Genomic DNA, 15512 nt, shown 5'->3' with positions numbered 1-15512 from the left:
CGCGGTCGGCGGCGCGTCAGAAAGAGCCTCGGGAGGGGCCTCGGCAAGAGCCTCGGAAGGGGCGTCAGGAAGGGCGACCGGGCGGGGTGCCGGCCCGTGCGGCGGCGCCGGTCTCCCGCTCGGCGCGGTCGGCCCAGAACGGCATCCGCAGACTGCGGAAGCCGGCCAGTGCCTCGGCGAGATGGCGCCTGCCGCGGTCGGCGTCGCCCAGCGCGGTGTGAGCCCTGCCCAGCCAGTAGGAGGTGAAGGCCGCACCGCGGTGCTCCCCCAGCTCGGCGAAGATCTCCGCCGCCTCGCCGAGCGGGCCGAGCGCGTGCGAGGCCCGGCCGGGACCGAGAACGCTGTACAGCCGCCCCAGGGTCAGCAGCGCATACGCCTCGCCGGGGCGGTGCCGGACCGTCCGGTACAGGTTCAGGGCCCGCGGCAGGCGGCGGGCGGCCCGGCCGAGCCGGCCGTGGCCGATCTCGGCCACGGCCAGCATCTGGAGGACGTCGGCGAGCGCGAGCGGCCGGCCGAGTCGCTCCGCCGTCTCCAGGGCCGGTTCCAGGGTGGCGATGGCCTCGGCCGCGCGCCGCTGGCACAGCAGGGCGAAGCCGAGGCTGCGCAGGGCGAGGACCCGGCCGTGTACGTCACCGAGCCGGTCCATCACGACGGCGGCCGCGTCGGCGTCGTCGTGGGCGAGTCCGGCCATGCCCCGGTCGGCGATCGCGAAGCTCCGGTAGATCCGCAGCCGGGCGGCGTGATGTGCCTCGCCCAGCTCGTCCAGCTGGTCGATGGCCGTGGTGAAGCGGGTCAGCGCGTCGTCCACCCGGCCGCGTGCGGCCAGGGCCCTGGCCAGGGAGCCCTGGGCGACCGCGGCGGCGACGAGGTCGCCGTCGGCTCTGGCGCAGTCGAGTGCGGCGCGCGCCACCCGGTCCCACTCGTCCCACCAGTTGCGCAGGTGGCAGATGTCCTCCAGGGCGGCGGCGAGCTCGGCCGCGTGCGTGCCGTATCCGGACCCCGCGGCGAACTCGACCGCGGTGACCAGACTCGTCCGTTCGCCCTCCAGCCGGCCGACGAGATCGCCCGCGCGGTCGTCCGTACCGCCGCGGACGAGCTGGTCGCCCGCCGTCCGCACCCGGGAGAGCCAGCCGGTCAGGACCCGGGCGACCGCCGCCCGCCGCCATGGCCGGGGTTCCTCGGCCAGTGCGCGTTCCGTGGCGTAGACGTGCAGCAGGTCGTGCATCCGGTAGCGCGGCTGGCCCTGGTCGTCGACGCCGACGACCTGCACCAGGTTCGCGTCGAGCAGGACGTCGATCGTGTCGTCGGTGTCGCCGGAGTCCAGCAGGGCGGCCAGGGCCCAGCCCGGGAACTCCGGTGCGGGGAGCGTGCCGATGGCCCGGAAGGCGCGGGCGGCGTCGGGGGTCAGGCTGCGGTAGCTGGTGGCCACACAGGTGCGGACGGCGAGGTCGCCCACCGTGAGTTCCGCCAGCCGGCCCTGTTCGTCGGCGAGCCGGTCCGCGAGCCGCCCGACCCGCCAGTGCGGACGGCTCGCGAGTCTCGCGCCGATCACCCGCAGCGCCAACGGCAGACCGGCGCAGCCGGCCAGCACCCGCTCGGTCGCCTCCGGTTCCGCCGCGAGCCGCCGGCCGCCGGCGATGCGCCGCAGCAGGGCCTCCGATTCACCGGCATCGAACGGGGCGACGTCGATCAGGTGGGCGGCGGCCAGCCCGGCCAGCCGGGCCCGGCTGGTGACCAGGGCCGCGCACCCCGGGGTCCCGGGCAGCAGCGGGCGGATCTGGGCCTCGTCCTGGGCGTCGTCGAGCAGCACCACCACCTTGCGGCCGGACAGCAGCGAACGGAACAGCGCGGCGCGGTCCACCGTCGACTCGGGTATGGACGCGCCCGCGACGCCCAGCCCGAGCAGCAGGTCCGCGAGGACCGCGCCGGGCGCGCGCCGGGCGCCGCCCAGGTGCAGGAACAACTGGCCGTCGGGGAAGGACCTGCGCAGCAGGTGGGCGAGCCGGGTGGCCAGGGTGGTCTTGCCGACACCCGGGAGCCCGGTGAGGATCACGACCGGTACGGCGCAGGGCGATCCGGGCACGGGCGGCGGGGCGCCCGGCGCGGTGGCGGCCGGCCGGAGTAAGGCGGCGGCCCGGGTCAGCACCTCGTCCCGGCCGACGAAGTCCGCGGGATCCGAGGGGAGTTGGCTGACCGGCTGCCAGGTGCCCGCGGGCCGTTCGGGCGGCAGGGGGACGGGCTCGGGGACGGTGGCAGGTGCGGGGGCGGCGCCCAGCAGGGCCGGGTCCCCGCCCAGGACCGCGCGGTGCAACCGGCGGAGTTCGGCGCCCGGTTCGAGTCCCAGCTCGTCCCGGAGTGCGGTACGGGCGAGGGCATAGGACTGCAACGCGTCACCCGGGCGGTGGCAGCGGTACTGCGCGGTCATCAGCTTGCCCCAGAGCGACTCGCGCAGCGGGTACCGGGCCACCTGCTCCCGCAGCGGGCCCACCATCTCGCGGCTGTCGCCGAGTGCCAGACGCGCCTCGGCGTAGTCCTCGAACACCGCGAGCCGTGCCTCGTCGAGGCGGGCGACCTCGATGTGCAGGACGTCGTGGTGCGCCACCCCTTCGAAGGCGCCGCCGCGCCACAGGTCCAGCGCCGCCCGGAAATGGCCGGCCGCCGCCAGGTGTGCGCCCCCGTTCAGGGCGGACCGGCCGCGCTCGACCAGCTCCTCGAACCGGTGCAGGTCCACTTCGTCCGGCCGTGCCCGCAGTTGGTAGCCGCCGTGCCCCAGGCTCAACCGGTCGTCTCCCGCGGCCGGGTTGAGCACCCGGCGCAGCGCGGCGGCATAGCTGCGGACGTTGGCCTGGGCCGAGGCCGGCGGGGCCGCGCCCCAGACCGCGTCGCACAGCCGGTCCCCGGACACCGTGGTGTTGACGTTGAGCAGCAGTGCGGCGAGCAGCGTCCGCTGCTTCGGTCCGCCGAGCGCAAGGACCCGGCCGCCGGATACGGCCTCCAGGGGTCCCAGTACCTTGAACTCGACGCGCGGAAACTCCACCGCAGGTCCGCCTTTCTGTTGGCTGCGCGACGCAGGGCGTACGCGTTCTGATGGGCATGTTTTGAAAAACGACGAGCCCGAAAACCATACGGTCCATGCGGTGTGAGCTATTCCACTTGCAATGCCCCGACTTACTCGCGGTTCCTTGTGGATCCCCCCGATTGCGACATCCACGAGTTATCTGGACTTCCTTGAACACGACCACGGCGCAGCCGAGTTACACGCACCGCCCGGCCCGCCGACGAACATCCGCAATCCCCGCCCACCGCCCCGCGACAGGGGTCCACCAGCCGAGACGGCTTTGACCGCGCTCGGCGTGCGCAGCTACGTTCACCGGCATGTTTGCGCCGCCGCGGCTCCCTTGTCGGTCAATTGTCGGCCTTCTGTCGGCCGTCGGCCGATTCCGGGGCAGCTGCCTGACGCCTCATCAGTCGCAAGGCGCCGGATTCGTCACGGCATCCAGTTACGGCGGAGGCAGCGGCCATTGTCGGCGAGGGATATCGCGGTTGACGTCGGCCGAAGACGATCGAAGGCACCCCAAGAAAATCAACGGCAAGGGAAGCGATCCGACGTCAACCGTGCAGGGATCGGCATTCCATCTCCCCGCGAATAACTACCCGATGCCGAAACAAGCTCGCGCGGGAAGTCGTCGAAATCAGCTTTCCGCGGAGAAATCTTTGCCGACAGGCTTCCGCGTTCCGCCGTGCCGGACATGAGCGATCGTAGGGACGGACCGACGCTCCAGGACCTCGAAGCGGAGGCAGGACCTGGACGCCAGGGGCCTGCGCCCACTCGCGCACTCCGTACGCGTTCAACTGGTGGGTCCGCTGCGCACTTACGGTCCGTCGACGGCCACCCGGCTCGCCGCGCACCTGGGCATCACCTCCGGCACCGCGAGCCACCGCTTGCGGCGACTGGGCGCGGCGGGGGGCGTCAAGGAGGACACCGAGCGCGGGAACGCTGGTGGAGTTCGGCACACAAGCTGATCTCCTTCGACGACGCGGAACTGCCCACGCAGGAGCCCGAGGCCACGTTGGCCGATCGCGGCCGGCTACCCGCTCCGTACCCAGCGCGCGCTCGACGAGTTCCCGGCGATGCCCGCCGAGTGGCGCGACACCCTCCACCTCGGCAACTCGCTCCGCCCTGGACCCGTTCGGTGACCAGCACCGGTACCCGGCCGACGGTGTCGGCAACTTGCCCCCGCCACCCTCGCCCACCCGAGCGCGCCCATCCCGAGCTCACCCCGCCGCGCGCTCCACCGACCGCGCTTCCTGCCCCCTGCCCCCTGCTTCCCTGCCCCTCTGATCCCTCACAGCACTTGGGCACCATCCGTTGCCTGGAGCCACCACAGCCTCTACGTTGATCCGCGCCCGCATCCCGTTCCGCTCACCGCCTTGCGGTGGGCTCCAGGAGGATCACCCATGCTCAGACGCACCTCCATAGGCGCCTCGACACGCACTTCCGCACGCACCACCCCACGCCTCTCTCTCCGCACTTCCCTGCGCACCGCCGCGGCCGTCGGTCTGGCCGCCGTCGCCCTGACCGCCGCCGCGACCAGCACCGCCCAGGGCGCCACCCCGTCCCCCGTCCCGCAGGGTCAACCCACCCAGCAGGTCGAGTACTTCACCGGTCCGGACGGCCATCCCCGGCACACCACCGTCCCGGCCTCGAAGCCGCTCTCCCGGTCCGCCAAGGCCGCGACCGCCTCCGACGGCACGGTCACCCCGATCGTGCAGAACGGCCCCGTCGGCACCAAACTCGACGTCGTCTTCATCGGTGACGGCTACACCGCCGCCCAGCAGGCGACCTTCCACGCCGATGTCCGCGCCAAATGGGCCAAGATGACCGCCGTCGAGCCGTACGCCTCGTACACCGGCCTCTTCAACGTCTGGGCCGTCGATGCCGTCTCCCGGCAGTCCGGCGTCTCCGGTGACCCGGACCGGAACGCGGTTCGCGACACCGCCCTCGGCTCAGCCTTCTTCTGCGACGACATCGAGCGCCTGCTCTGCGTCGACACCGGCAAGGTCGAGTCGTACGCCGCCAAGGCCCCGGCCGCCGACCTCGTCGTGGTGCTCGCCAACTCCACCAAGTACGGCGGCGCGGGCTACAACGACATCTCCTCGCAGGTCGGTTACGACGGCATCGCCACCGCCTCCGCCCACAACGCCGATGCCGTACAGATCGCCATTCACGAAACCGGTCACTCGCTCGGCAAACTCGCCGACGAGTACGACTACGGCCAGCCCGGCACCTACTCCGGCCCCGAGCCCGGCTCGGCCAACATCACCACCTACTCCGCCGACCAGATGACCACCCGGAAGCAGAAGTGGTACCGCTGGATCGGCCAGCAGTCGCCGGACGGCGGCACGGTCGGCGCGTACGAGGGCGGCGGCTACTACCAGTACGGCCTCAACCGCCCCACCGAGAACTCGATCATGCGGACCCTCGGCCGCGAGTTCAACCTCCCCGGCCGTGAGGCGATGATCGCGGGCTTCTACCGCCACGCGAGCGTGCTGAGCAGCCCGGTCGCCACCGGCCGCGCGCTGTCCCGCGGAGACCGCATCCCGGTCACGCTGCCCGCCTCCGCGCAGGTCAAGTGGTACGTCGACGGTCGCGAGGCCACAGCCTGGCGCGGCAGGACGACGGTCGTACCGCGTTCCCTCGGCGTCCCCTCCGACGGCCGCACCCACACGGTCACGGCCAAGGCCGTCGACCGTACGGATGCGATCCGTGACCCGGCGCTGCGCAAACCGCTCTCCGCGTCGCTGAGCTGGCAGGTCACCCGCTAGGCACACCGTCGCGCCACCGCGCACCGGTGCGCGGGGTCTCGGTGCGCAGGATCTCGGTGCGCCGACCCGCGGTATCCCGAATGCCGCCCCGGTGCCGGGCGGGCCGGCTCCGTACGCCCGCCCGGCACCGGGGAGCAGCACACCGTTACCCGTACGCGGCCCGGCCCGCTGCCGCCGCCGCGCCCATGCACGACGGCGGTGCGTGGCGAGGAAGCCCTCCCCTGTACCGACCGCACCGAGGAGCCGCGGAGGGTCCTGTGCCCGGTGCACCGCGGCGTGCCGTGCGGGCCGACGGCCGGCACCGCTGCGGCTCCCGTCACCGGCGCTGCGGTGGTGGGAGCCGGCGAGCGGACAGTTCCCGCACATGGTGCGGCTTTCCTGAGCGGGTGTGGGCCACCCCCGTAGGCCCACTCTCGTGAGGTTAGGCCGCGGTGTGCGGCGGCCTATTGGAAGAATGCGCACGGGTCCGAGGCGGGTCGGGTGCTCACGCGTGTCAGCCACTCGACCGACGGAGCAGGAACTCCGTCGGTGTGCAGCCGGCCAGCGCCCGGAAGTCGCGGTTGAGGTGCGCCTGGTCGCTGTATCCGCACCTCCCCGCGGCCTCCGAGAAGGATCCGCCGCCGGACGCGGTGAGTATGCGCGCCGCACGCTTGAAGCGCAGGATCCGGGCCGCGGTCTTGGGCGGCAGACCGACCTGTTCGCCGAACCGCATCTCCAGGTAGCGTCGGCTACAGCCCAGTTCGTCGCTCAGTCCGGCGATCGTCAACCGCCCGGCGGACTCCGTGAGCCGCCGCCAGGCCCGTAGGACAGTGGCCGACGGCGCGTCCGTGCCCGCCAGCCACTGAGCGAGTGTCCGGTCCAGCAGCGCGAAGCGGGCAGGCCAGTGGGAGAGCTGGCACAGCTGCTCCACCAGACACCACGCCCGGCCGCCCAGTAAATCGGCCAGGCTCGTATACGTGTTGGCCAGCTCGCTCATCGCGACGCCGAACAGGGCATGGGCACCAGGTGGTGTCAGGCCGATCGCCACCCCGCTGGGAGAGCCGCCGTGCTCCACCAGAACGGGGCGGTCGTGCAGGCCGATGACGGGCAGCGACGGCATGCGCGATGCCCCGCCCTCCACCGTGACCAGGCGGGACGGCCGCGCGACGAAGTCCAGCACCAGCATGACCGCCACCTCCGGCAGTACGCGCTGTACGGCGGGCAGCCCCATCGTGGGCCCGAGACCGACATAGCCGTGCACATAGTCACGCAACCGCACATCGGGCAGTCCGGTCACCGTCCCGCCGTGCCCCGCGCCCGGATCGTCTCTCCGGCCCGTCCGCCGGCCTGCCACGGCAGCCGACACCCCGTAGACCCGAAGTCCCCCCGCGGGGCCGGCCCCGGCCTCCGCGCCGTCACGGCCGCCGACGGACCGGGCCGGATACCTCGTCACGGCAGGTTTGCCGCACTGTCGATGGCGGCCAGCCAGCCGGGGAATTCGTGCAGCAGCTGGTCGTACAGGACATCGTCGCTGACTCTGCGGGGGTCGCGTCCGGCGTGGAAGAAGCCCGCGTTGTCCACGACGCGCTTCGCCGGGACGGGCAGTTCGTCGAGCTTGTGGAGGAACGCGAACTCCCGCTCGTCAGGGTCGCCGAAGCCGACGAACTGCCAGAAGATCGGCAGCGTGGCCGCCTTGCAGAGATAGCGTTCCGCGGCGAACTTGCTGGTGGGTCCGCCGTCGGTCTGGAAGATGACCAGTGCCGGGGCGGACGAGCCGCTGGCGAGGTAGTGGTCGATGACCTCGTCCATGGCCCAGTGGTAGTTCGTGCGGCCCATGTGGCCGAGACCGCTGTGCAGTTCCTCGATGCGGCCCTGATAGTTGCCGAGGTCGAGCTCGGCGGTGCCGTCTATGTCGGTGGAGAAGAAGACGACCGGGACGGTGCCGTCGTCGTCGAGGTGCGCCGACAGGCCCAGAACCTGTTCGGCGAGGTGCTGGACGGTGCCGTCCTTGTAGTAGTTGCGCATCGAGCCGGAGCGGTCGAGTACCAGATAGACGGCCGCACGCACGCCCTGGAGGGAGCGCTTGCGCAGGCTGACGGCCGCACTCTTGTAGAGGCTGACCAGGCCGGGTGCCCTCTCCTGCACCTTGGTCAGGCTGATCGCGGGACTGGTCATCTGATGCCTCCTGGTACACCGGCGGGACGGCCGGCGCATGGCACCGGCAGCTGTACGGTCGGCCCCGGGACCGGCGCCCCGGCTGCCGCGGCTCGCCCGGCCGGTACGGCACCGGGCTCGCCACGTGGACCATTGTCCTGCGGGTGCCACGGACCACGTCCCCCGGTCCGGACAAGGATGCCGTCTTCCCCACATTCCGGATACAGCTGCGCCCGCGCCGTACGCCCGCGCCGTACCGGTCACGATGTGGCGCCCGGGGGCCGGGGGCCGGGAGCTGCCCGGCCGGGCGGTCAGCGGCGCGGGCGCAGTTGCCGGCATCACCTCGGCATCGCCGGTCGGCCGGACATCATCCGGTGCTGTTCAGCCTTCGCGCCCGCACCGTGGTTTTCGACATCGATGGCACGCTCTGTTTCGACGGACGGACGATCGACGAGGGAATTCTCGCGGCGATCGGCGAGTGCGAACGCGTCGGCCATCACCTGGTTTTCGCGTCCGCCCGACCTGTCCGAGACCTCCTGCCGGTACTCAACGGAGCCTTCGCCTCCGCCACGCTGATCGGCGGGAACGGGAGCCTCGTCTCGGTCGGCGGCCAGGTGCGGGCTCGGGCCGCATTCGATCCTGCCGGACTTCGCGCACTGATGGAGACGGTCGGGCGGTACGAGACGGCCTACCTCGCCGACGGCCCCTGGGACTACGCCTGCACCGGACCTGTCGATCACCCGGTCAGGAGCCGCGTCGATCAGGGCGACCTCGCGCACAGGGTGGACCTCGCCGCGCTCCCCGAGGTGGTGAAGTTCCTCGTCGTCGGCGCGTCGGACATGGCGGAACTCGCCGAGGCCGGCCGCAGGCTCGGGCTGACGGTCAACCACCACCTCGACGAGGCGATCATCGACTTCGCCCCGGGTTCGACGACGAAGTGGGAAGCCCTGACCTCGATGGGGATCCGCGAGTACGTCGCGTTCGGCAACGACATCAACGACTTCGATCTCCTGCGGAACGCGGAGCGAGCGGTGCGCGTCGGCACACACCCCGGTCTGGACGACGTCGCCCAGGTCACCGTCGCGGCCGACCCGGTGGCAGTCGCGGCCGAGATATCGCTGCTGGCCCAGGCGGCCGAGGTCGTCGTCTAAGGGCTGTCCCGTCATACCTGGTGGATCAGCGCGCGGCGTCGGATGCGGTGCATCGCAAGGCGGAGGAGCGTCCGCATACTGGGTGTATGTGGACGTTCCGACAACGCGGCGAGGTGCCGTAGCTGTCGTCGCGCGCCCGCCAGGTATGACGGGACAGCCCTTAGTGCTGTGACCGGGAAGGTTCACCGTGATCGGAAGGCGGCTCGGAGGACGAGCGCACGCGCAACGGCTGGTATTACTGGGGCATGCAGGAAGAGACGGCACGCTCCGCGATCGACACGTTCATCTCCGCGTTCAACGCCTCGGACGACAGCTATGTGACTGCCCTGCTCTCCCAGGCCCTGACCTCAGACGTGGTTTTCTGGGGGCCGTTGGGTCGCAGCGAAGGAATCGGGGCGGTCGAGCGGTTCGTGCTGGACATCCGACGCCACCCGGCGGGGACCGGCACGATGGTGCGCTGCTCAGCGGTGGACATGCCTGGCGAATGGGCCCGGTACCAGTGGGTCTTCACCACGCCTGATGGAGGCCCCCGCCTGGCGGGAACGGATGTCGTCCATCTGCGACGGAGCCTCATCGACCAGGTCATCGTCTTCGCGGGGGAGATCGAGCCGTTCTCCTCCTGAGTCATCCTTCTGTCGCTGTCCTTCTCCTGAACTTGCCCCGTCGGCGTTCGGGGGCTGCTGTTCGCGGTGGGTCAGGCCGCGGTGTTGAGGGGGCGTCCGCCCCAGCGAATGCCCTTTTCGCTGCGGGTGCGGGGCCATACGCATCCGGCTCCGCCCATCCCCCGACGGGCGCCGGGATCCTCGCCCCGCCTACCCCGCGACCGTCCCTGCCGCCGTCCCCACCCCGAGCGTGACTAGCACCGCGCCCGTCGCGGGCTCCAGGTTGCGGTGTACGCGGGGGCGCCGCAGCCGCCCCAGGAGTCGGCCGGCGCAGACGACGAGCAGCAGCCGGCCCGCCGCGATGACGGCATCGACCGCCCCGAGGAACAACGTCGCCCCCAGGACCGAGTACCCCTCGGACAGGAACTGCGGTACCAGCGCCACGAAGAAGATGCCGACCTTGTGGTTGAGCAGCAGCTCAACAGCCCCTGCTGGAAGGCGCGTACCAGCCCCAAGCGCGCGGCGGAGCGGTCCGGTGCCTCCGCCGCCGAGGGCGCTTCCCCGGACTCGGCGACCGCGCCCGATCACCGGTGGGCCCAGAGCACCTGCGCGCCCAGCAGTGCCGGACAGGCAGCACCGGCCAGCCGTACGACGGTGAACGCCGTAACCCGCCGCTGGAGTACCGCCACGAGCCCGAGCGCCGCGGCGACCGCCCAGGCGAGCGAGCCGATTCGCGCACCAGGAACGGTGGCCGTACGCCTGGCCGGCGCGCGGCCGAATTTCGGCCCGTCGGGATCGCGCCGGTCCCACCGGTCGGCGTGTGGCGTACCGAGCCGCTGTCAGGTCCCGCGCATCCCGCACGCAGGAGTTCCGGCTGATACGCGGCCCCGCCGCCACCGCCTGCCGGTATGTCGTGCCGTCATGGCGCAGGCCGCTCACCGGCCTCACCCGCCGGCTGCGGCAGCGCGGGCGCGGTTCGGTGGACGGGGTTAAAATTTTCAGGACGGTTCGGCGCCGTGATTACGCCGACCATGCCGGCCGTGATGACACCGACGGCGCCAAGACCCACTCGCCCGTGACGTGACAGTGGTCGTGAACAGCAGCCCCCGGGCAACCCTCAGATCCGGGCGGCAAGCGGAAGCAAGATTTGAGCCATTCATCCGCCACCTTGCCGAATGGTTAATTCCGCATCACGTAAAGGTCCTTTTGTCCACTTTTCCCTTGCACGAACAGGTCTCTCGCGGTACACATGTGCCTCCTGTGCTTTCTGTGGCGCACAGGTCTTACGGGGTTGTCGGGACAGTGGAGGCGGAGGTGGCGAAACACATTCATTCTCACGCACACATACCTCGAAAGCACCTGCGTAACCTGGCGAATCCCGCCGAGATACCGCTGAGATCCCCCGACGACCGGGAGTTACCCAAAAGAAAGGAAAGTGATGCCGAAATCTTCTTCGCCGGAAACACTGGCGGAAACACCGACGAAAACACTTCCGGTAACGCTGCCGGAAACACTGAACGTGCTCCGCTCACGGAGCGTGGTCCGAAATTACGCACCCGACCGGGTCGACGACTCGCTCATCGAGCAGCTGCTGGAATGCATGCTGGCCGCACCCACCGCGTCCAACAAACAGGCGTGGTCCTTCGTCGTGGTACGGGAACCTGCGGGCGTGCGGCTCCTGCGGGCATTCTCTCCGGGAATCATCGGAACGCCCGCATTCGTCGTGGTGGCATGTCTCGACAGGCGTCTCACGGACGGCCTCTCCGGCAACATTTCACAGAAGATCTACCAGACCTCAAAGCTCTGCGTGGCCATGGCGGTGGAGAATCTTCTCCTCTCCGCGCACGCGCTGGGACTGGGAGGCTGCCCCGTAAGCAGCTTCCGGGAAGAGGCGGTACGGCTCCTGCTCGATCTGCCGACCCCGATCGAACCGATCCTGATGGTCCCCATCGGCCGTCCCGCACAGAAGCTCACACCCTCCGAACGCCGCGACAAGAACGAGGTAATCAGCTATGAAATCTGGGGAAAAGACGCTGCCACAGGACCGGCTGCATGAGGAAATCGCCCTTCTTGCCGCCTATCTGCTGAGCAGCGGGCGGGGGCTCCTGGACGAGCCGGCGGACTACGGCGCCTATCGTTGTGCAGACGCCGCCCGCCGAACGCTGGGAATTCTGGAGCAGGCCGGGGCGAGCACCCCCCAGCTGGTGGGGATTCGCCACCGCCTGGACGAAGTGATGTTCTCACCGATGGGCGGCGATCTGCATCTCCCCGAAATCCTGGACGATCTCTGCCTACAGCTGGCCGGCGCCCTGAAGGAACTCAAAACCGCCTGAGCGGAAAGGAAGAAGATCCGTCATGCAGTCTTATCCGCTCTTAACCACGCCAGACAGCAAAATGTACGTCGAGCCGCTCAGCGACAGATGCCGGCACATCTGGCAGCGGGGCGAGCATGCCCTCATAGGCGTAAGCGCAGGAAATGGCTATTTCAACCAGGACCGCCTTACCGCCTTGATGGAGTGGGCGGAAAATTCTTTCGCCAAAATCGATGTCGTATACGTCGACACGCATATAGACTCGATGCTCATCGCGGACGGCCGTATCCCGGAAAGCGCCGTACGGTCGGTGAAAGCCACGCTCAAAGACGTACGGCGCAGAATCCGGCGGGCACTGGAGAGGCTGGGCCCCGAAGCCGCACGGTTTCGCGTCCGGGCCCTCTCCGAAGTCATGGAGTTGCCGATCTACCGAGCCGTGGAAAAGCGGACGGATCGGGCCATCAAAGAGGACGAGGAGTTCTCCTCGATCTGCGAAGCCATGGTGCATGAGATCGTCCAGCACCGGCCGGGCGGTGGCAGCGACGTCACTGCGGAACAAGTGGACGCGGGACTGAGTTACCTCAAGGCCGAAGCCCCGCTCTTCGTGGATTCTCCGAGCATCTTCGACGTCTCCACCTCGGTGCTCCTCTACCACACGAGAACTCCTGTCTCCCAACATCTCGCCCAGCAGACAACGGGGTTCTGCGCCGCACAGGGACAGGCTTACGTCGTCGTAAGACCCCCCTCATCGGTCGCCTCCGGCACATGAGACGGCGCCGCCGGCCGACCTGTTGCGCACAACCTCGGCCGGCAACTCCGCACGCGCGGCCCGACAGGCCGGGATGCTGGAAGCAAGCCGGGACGGCAGAAGCAGATGATGCAGACCGACCCGACACGTCCCGGTCGCTCACTATGCGACCGGGGGGAGCCCCCGACGGTGCGGGAATACGAATGCAGCGCCGCGCTCCGGCCACGGGCGGTCTGCGACTGCTACGGCGAACCCCTCCGCGCCCGTGCCCTCCGCATCGGCGGGGAGGCATGGCCGGCGGACGACTGACAACGCGACGACGCAGGCCGTCGAACCTCGGATGGTCCCAGAGCCCCGCCCGGCCTCCCGACTTCACGCGCTTTCCGGGCTGCACGCGGCCCGCTCGCGGCTTCAATCGGCCCGCTCGCGCCGCCACTTGTGCGCTCCGGAGCACAGCAGGGCACACGGGGACGGACGTACAAGGGCACCCCCGGCCCTGTATCAGGGTGCTCACCGCAGCGCGTCCCGCAATCCCATCGGAGCGCATCCCGTGGCCCTACGCCGAGCCCCCGGCGTGCCACCACCGCGCCCCCTCGATCCGTCCGGCGGAGCGCCACGCCCTCGGCCACCCGGTCACCCATACGTTCACCGCCACCCCGAACGACCCCGGGACCGTCCGGCGCGTCCGCGATGCGGGCGCACCGTCGGCTGTGCGGGCTCGCCGTTGGCGGTGCGGGCACCGTCGGCTGTACGGGCTCACCGTCGGCGACGGACGATCCCGAGCGGCTGCGGCACGACGACGGCCCGCGCGGACAGAGGTATTCCTGGCCGGCACGACAGACGGTGTCTGCGCTCCACGCGGAGTCGCCGTCGCCGGTACGGTCCCAGCCCGGGGCGTCAGGGATGGCTTCTCGCGGTCCGCTTCCGACGGGGAGTCGTCGCGGCGCGATGGAGCACCACGGAGTGGCCGCCGATCTCGTCGCGCTCGGGGCCTTGCCCGACTCGTCCGCAGGTTCCAGGCGGCCCTGCTGCAACACCACCATCCAGCGGTCGTACGCGGACACCGCCGTTCAGCGTCCTACCCGGACACCGCCACCCGAAGGAGGCGGGAGATCGGCCTGCCCGGCTGCCCTCCCGTGACCCTCGTGCCTGTTCAGTGAACGGAGAATCCGCCGTCGACGAAAATCGCCTGACCGGTGACGTAGGCGGAGGCACCGCTCGCCAGGAACACCGCCGCGCCCGCGAAGTCCTCTGCCAGCCCGTTGCGCCCGACCATCGTGCGTTCGGCCAGCGCCGCGACCTTCTCGGGGTCGGACGAGAGGCGCGCGTTGAGCGGCGTCATGACGAAACCCGGTACGAGGGTGTTGCAGGTGACGCCGTGCGGCGACCATGCCTCGGCCTGTGAACGGGCCAGCGACTCCAGCGCTCCCTTGGAGACGCCGTAGGCACCGCTCTGGACGAACGCCCGATGCGCCTGCTGGGAGGTGATGTGGATGATCCGCCCGAAGCCCCGTTCGGCCATGCCGGGACCGAACCGCTGCCCCAGCAGGTAGGGCGCCTTGAGGTTCACCGCCATCGTGGTGTCCCACACCTCCTCGCCCAGTTCGCCCATCGGCGGCCGCAGGTTGATTCCGGCGCAGTTGACGAGGATGTCGGGCTCGCCGAACGCGTCGGCCACTCCCTCGGCCGCCGCGCGCACGCCGTCGCGGGTGCCCAGGTCGGCGCTCACCCAGGCCGCCCGGCAGCCGTGGGCCGTCAGCTCTTCGACTGCGGCGGCGAGCTCCGCCTCCTTGCGTGCCACGATCACGACGCTCGCCCCCGCACGTGCGAGGGCCTCGGCGACAGCCCGGCCGATACCGGAACTGCCACCGGTCACCATGGCCACCCGGCCGTCCAGCGAGAACAATTCGGAGAGATATGTCTGCATGGTCATGACTGCACCCTAGACAGCACGTCCGCGACGCCGGACAGCGCGTCCACCGGGATGTCGCCGCGGCCGAAGCGGCGTCCTCACCCAACAGCGTCCGATCGAGGACATCCAGGCGGCATCCGGCATCCGGCATCCGGCATCCGGCATCCGGCATCCGGCATCCGGCATCCGGCATCCGGCGAGGATAGGACTCTGCCCACCGCCTGGCTGGGGCTTCATCGTCGACTCCGGCGGATCTGCGTGGTGAGGCGATGGGGTGCCGGAGCGTCTGGGGTCTCACCAGCGGCACGCACCCCGGCCTTCGCTCCGGGGCACCGGCCAGCCGGATGATGCCGCCGGTATCCCGTGTCCGTCGGCGCCCCCGACCGGTTGTGAAAGCGTGATCTCAACTCGACGTATGTACGCAGCGCTCGCCCTGACCATCGGCGCATCCGGCCTGGCGGCGCCGTCCGCCTCGGCCGCCCCCGCCGCCGCATCCACCCATCAGATCCCTTCAGTGTCCGTGCTCGGCGAACTCGACAGCCTCGGCGTCACCCCCGTCCCCGCGGCATACCGGGGCCAGCTGCCGACGGTCACCGGCCAGCTCATGGGCCTCCAGCATCTCCACGATGTGAGCGAGCTGCATCAACTGACGGACCTCGTGGCCCCGGTGACGGGCCTGCTGCCGACCCTGGCGTAACCCTGCCGCGCCGCCGACGGATTGTGTTACGTCGTCCGACGCCGGGGACCCGGGATACCACCGGTCCCCCGGCGCGGTGTCGGGGCCGGGGGCCTGCGCGGGCCGAGACCGGGGACCGGCTCGGGCCGGTG

Annotated in this window: 13 protein-coding genes; 8 read left to right on the top strand and 5 right to left on the bottom strand. The window is 70.6% G+C overall.

Features of this window, described 5'->3' with window-relative positions; translation table 11 throughout:
- Window positions 1–64 precede the first annotated feature (64 nt).
- Window positions 65–3037, bottom strand: coding sequence for an AfsR/SARP family transcriptional regulator (locus ACLJWH_RS00225; RefSeq protein ID WP_411139438.1), 2973 nt, complete (start codon window positions 3035–3037; stop codon window positions 65–67).
- A 719-nt stretch (window positions 3038–3756) separates the two neighbouring features.
- On the opposite strand from ACLJWH_RS00225, the gene ACLJWH_RS00220 reads away from it, so the two are divergent.
- Both ACLJWH_RS00220 and ACLJWH_RS00215 read left to right on the top strand, forming a co-directional pair.
- Window positions 3757–4023 carry an ArsR family transcriptional regulator gene (locus ACLJWH_RS00220; RefSeq protein WP_411139892.1) on the top strand — a complete coding sequence of 89 codons (267 nt, stop codon included), beginning with the start codon at window positions 3757–3759 and terminating at the stop codon, window positions 4021–4023.
- A gap of 435 nt (window positions 4024–4458) precedes the next feature.
- Window positions 4459–5826 (top strand): M64 family metallopeptidase, encoded by a 1368-nt coding sequence (locus ACLJWH_RS00215; RefSeq protein WP_411139437.1) that lies wholly within the window; start codon window positions 4459–4461, stop codon window positions 5824–5826.
- A 493-nt stretch (window positions 5827–6319) separates the two neighbouring features.
- On the opposite strand, the gene ACLJWH_RS00210 is transcribed toward ACLJWH_RS00215, so the two are convergent.
- A complete protein-coding gene (locus ACLJWH_RS00210) occupies window positions 6320–7102 on the bottom strand; it encodes a helix-turn-helix domain-containing protein (protein ID WP_411139436.1) in 783 nt (260 codons plus the stop codon).
- Between the two features lie 152 nt (window positions 7103–7254).
- Entirely contained in the window at window positions 7255–7980 is a 726-nt protein-coding gene (locus ACLJWH_RS00205) for a vWA domain-containing protein (protein ID WP_411139435.1), read from the bottom strand.
- A gap of 353 nt (window positions 7981–8333) precedes the next feature.
- Between ACLJWH_RS00205 and ACLJWH_RS00200 the strand changes: the two genes are divergently transcribed.
- Both ACLJWH_RS00200 and ACLJWH_RS00195 read left to right on the top strand, forming a co-directional pair.
- The gene (locus tag ACLJWH_RS00200) at window positions 8334–9110 is read left to right on the top strand and encodes an HAD hydrolase family protein (RefSeq protein ID WP_411139434.1); all 777 of its coding nucleotides are present in this window, start codon (window positions 8334–8336) and stop codon (window positions 9108–9110) included.
- A gap of 245 nt (window positions 9111–9355) precedes the next feature.
- Window positions 9356–9733 carry a nuclear transport factor 2 family protein gene (locus ACLJWH_RS00195; protein WP_411139433.1) on the top strand — a complete coding sequence of 126 codons (378 nt, stop codon included), beginning with the start codon at window positions 9356–9358 and terminating at the stop codon, window positions 9731–9733.
- A gap of 189 nt (window positions 9734–9922) precedes the next feature.
- Here the strand turns inward: ACLJWH_RS00195 and ACLJWH_RS00190 are convergent, their stop codons facing one another.
- The gene (locus ACLJWH_RS00190) at window positions 9923–10156 is read right to left on the bottom strand and encodes a hypothetical protein (RefSeq protein ID WP_411139432.1); all 234 of its coding nucleotides are present in this window, start codon (window positions 10154–10156) and stop codon (window positions 9923–9925) included.
- Between the two features lie 994 nt (window positions 10157–11150).
- Between ACLJWH_RS00190 and ACLJWH_RS00185 the strand changes: the two genes are divergently transcribed.
- From ACLJWH_RS00185 to ACLJWH_RS00175, 3 genes are read left to right on the top strand one after another with little or no spacing between them, the layout of a single operon-like run.
- Window positions 11151–11768, top strand: a complete 618-nt coding sequence (locus ACLJWH_RS00185; RefSeq protein ID WP_411139431.1) for a nitroreductase family protein — start codon at window positions 11151–11153, stop codon at window positions 11766–11768.
- The gene (locus tag ACLJWH_RS00180; protein WP_411139430.1) at window positions 11725–12045 is read left to right on the top strand and encodes a DUF6092 family protein; all 321 of its coding nucleotides are present in this window, start codon (window positions 11725–11727) and stop codon (window positions 12043–12045) included. The genes ACLJWH_RS00185 and ACLJWH_RS00180 overlap by 44 nt, the downstream gene beginning before the upstream one ends.
- Before the next feature lie 22 nt (window positions 12046–12067).
- Window positions 12068–12793, top strand: a complete 726-nt coding sequence (locus ACLJWH_RS00175) for a tRNA-dependent cyclodipeptide synthase (protein WP_411139429.1) — start codon at window positions 12068–12070, stop codon at window positions 12791–12793.
- A 1132-nt stretch (window positions 12794–13925) separates the two neighbouring features.
- Here the strand turns inward: ACLJWH_RS00175 and ACLJWH_RS00170 are convergent.
- On the bottom strand, window positions 13926–14705 hold the full coding sequence (locus ACLJWH_RS00170) for an SDR family NAD(P)-dependent oxidoreductase (RefSeq protein WP_411139428.1): 780 nt from the start codon (window positions 14703–14705) through the stop codon (window positions 13926–13928).
- A gap of 394 nt (window positions 14706–15099) precedes the next feature.
- Between ACLJWH_RS00170 and ACLJWH_RS00165 the strand changes: the two genes are divergently transcribed.
- Entirely contained in the window at window positions 15100–15381 is a 282-nt protein-coding gene (locus tag ACLJWH_RS00165) for a hypothetical protein (RefSeq protein WP_411139427.1), read from the top strand.
- Window positions 15382–15512: the final 131 nt, after the last annotated feature.

This window comes from Streptomyces sp. x-80, from assembly GCF_046549095.1.
GTDB lineage: Bacteria > Actinomycetota > Actinomycetes > Streptomycetales > Streptomycetaceae > Streptomyces > Streptomyces celluloflavus.
The sequence above is the reverse complement of the archived record's forward strand: the minus strand, read 5'-3'. Positions and strand labels throughout refer to the sequence as shown.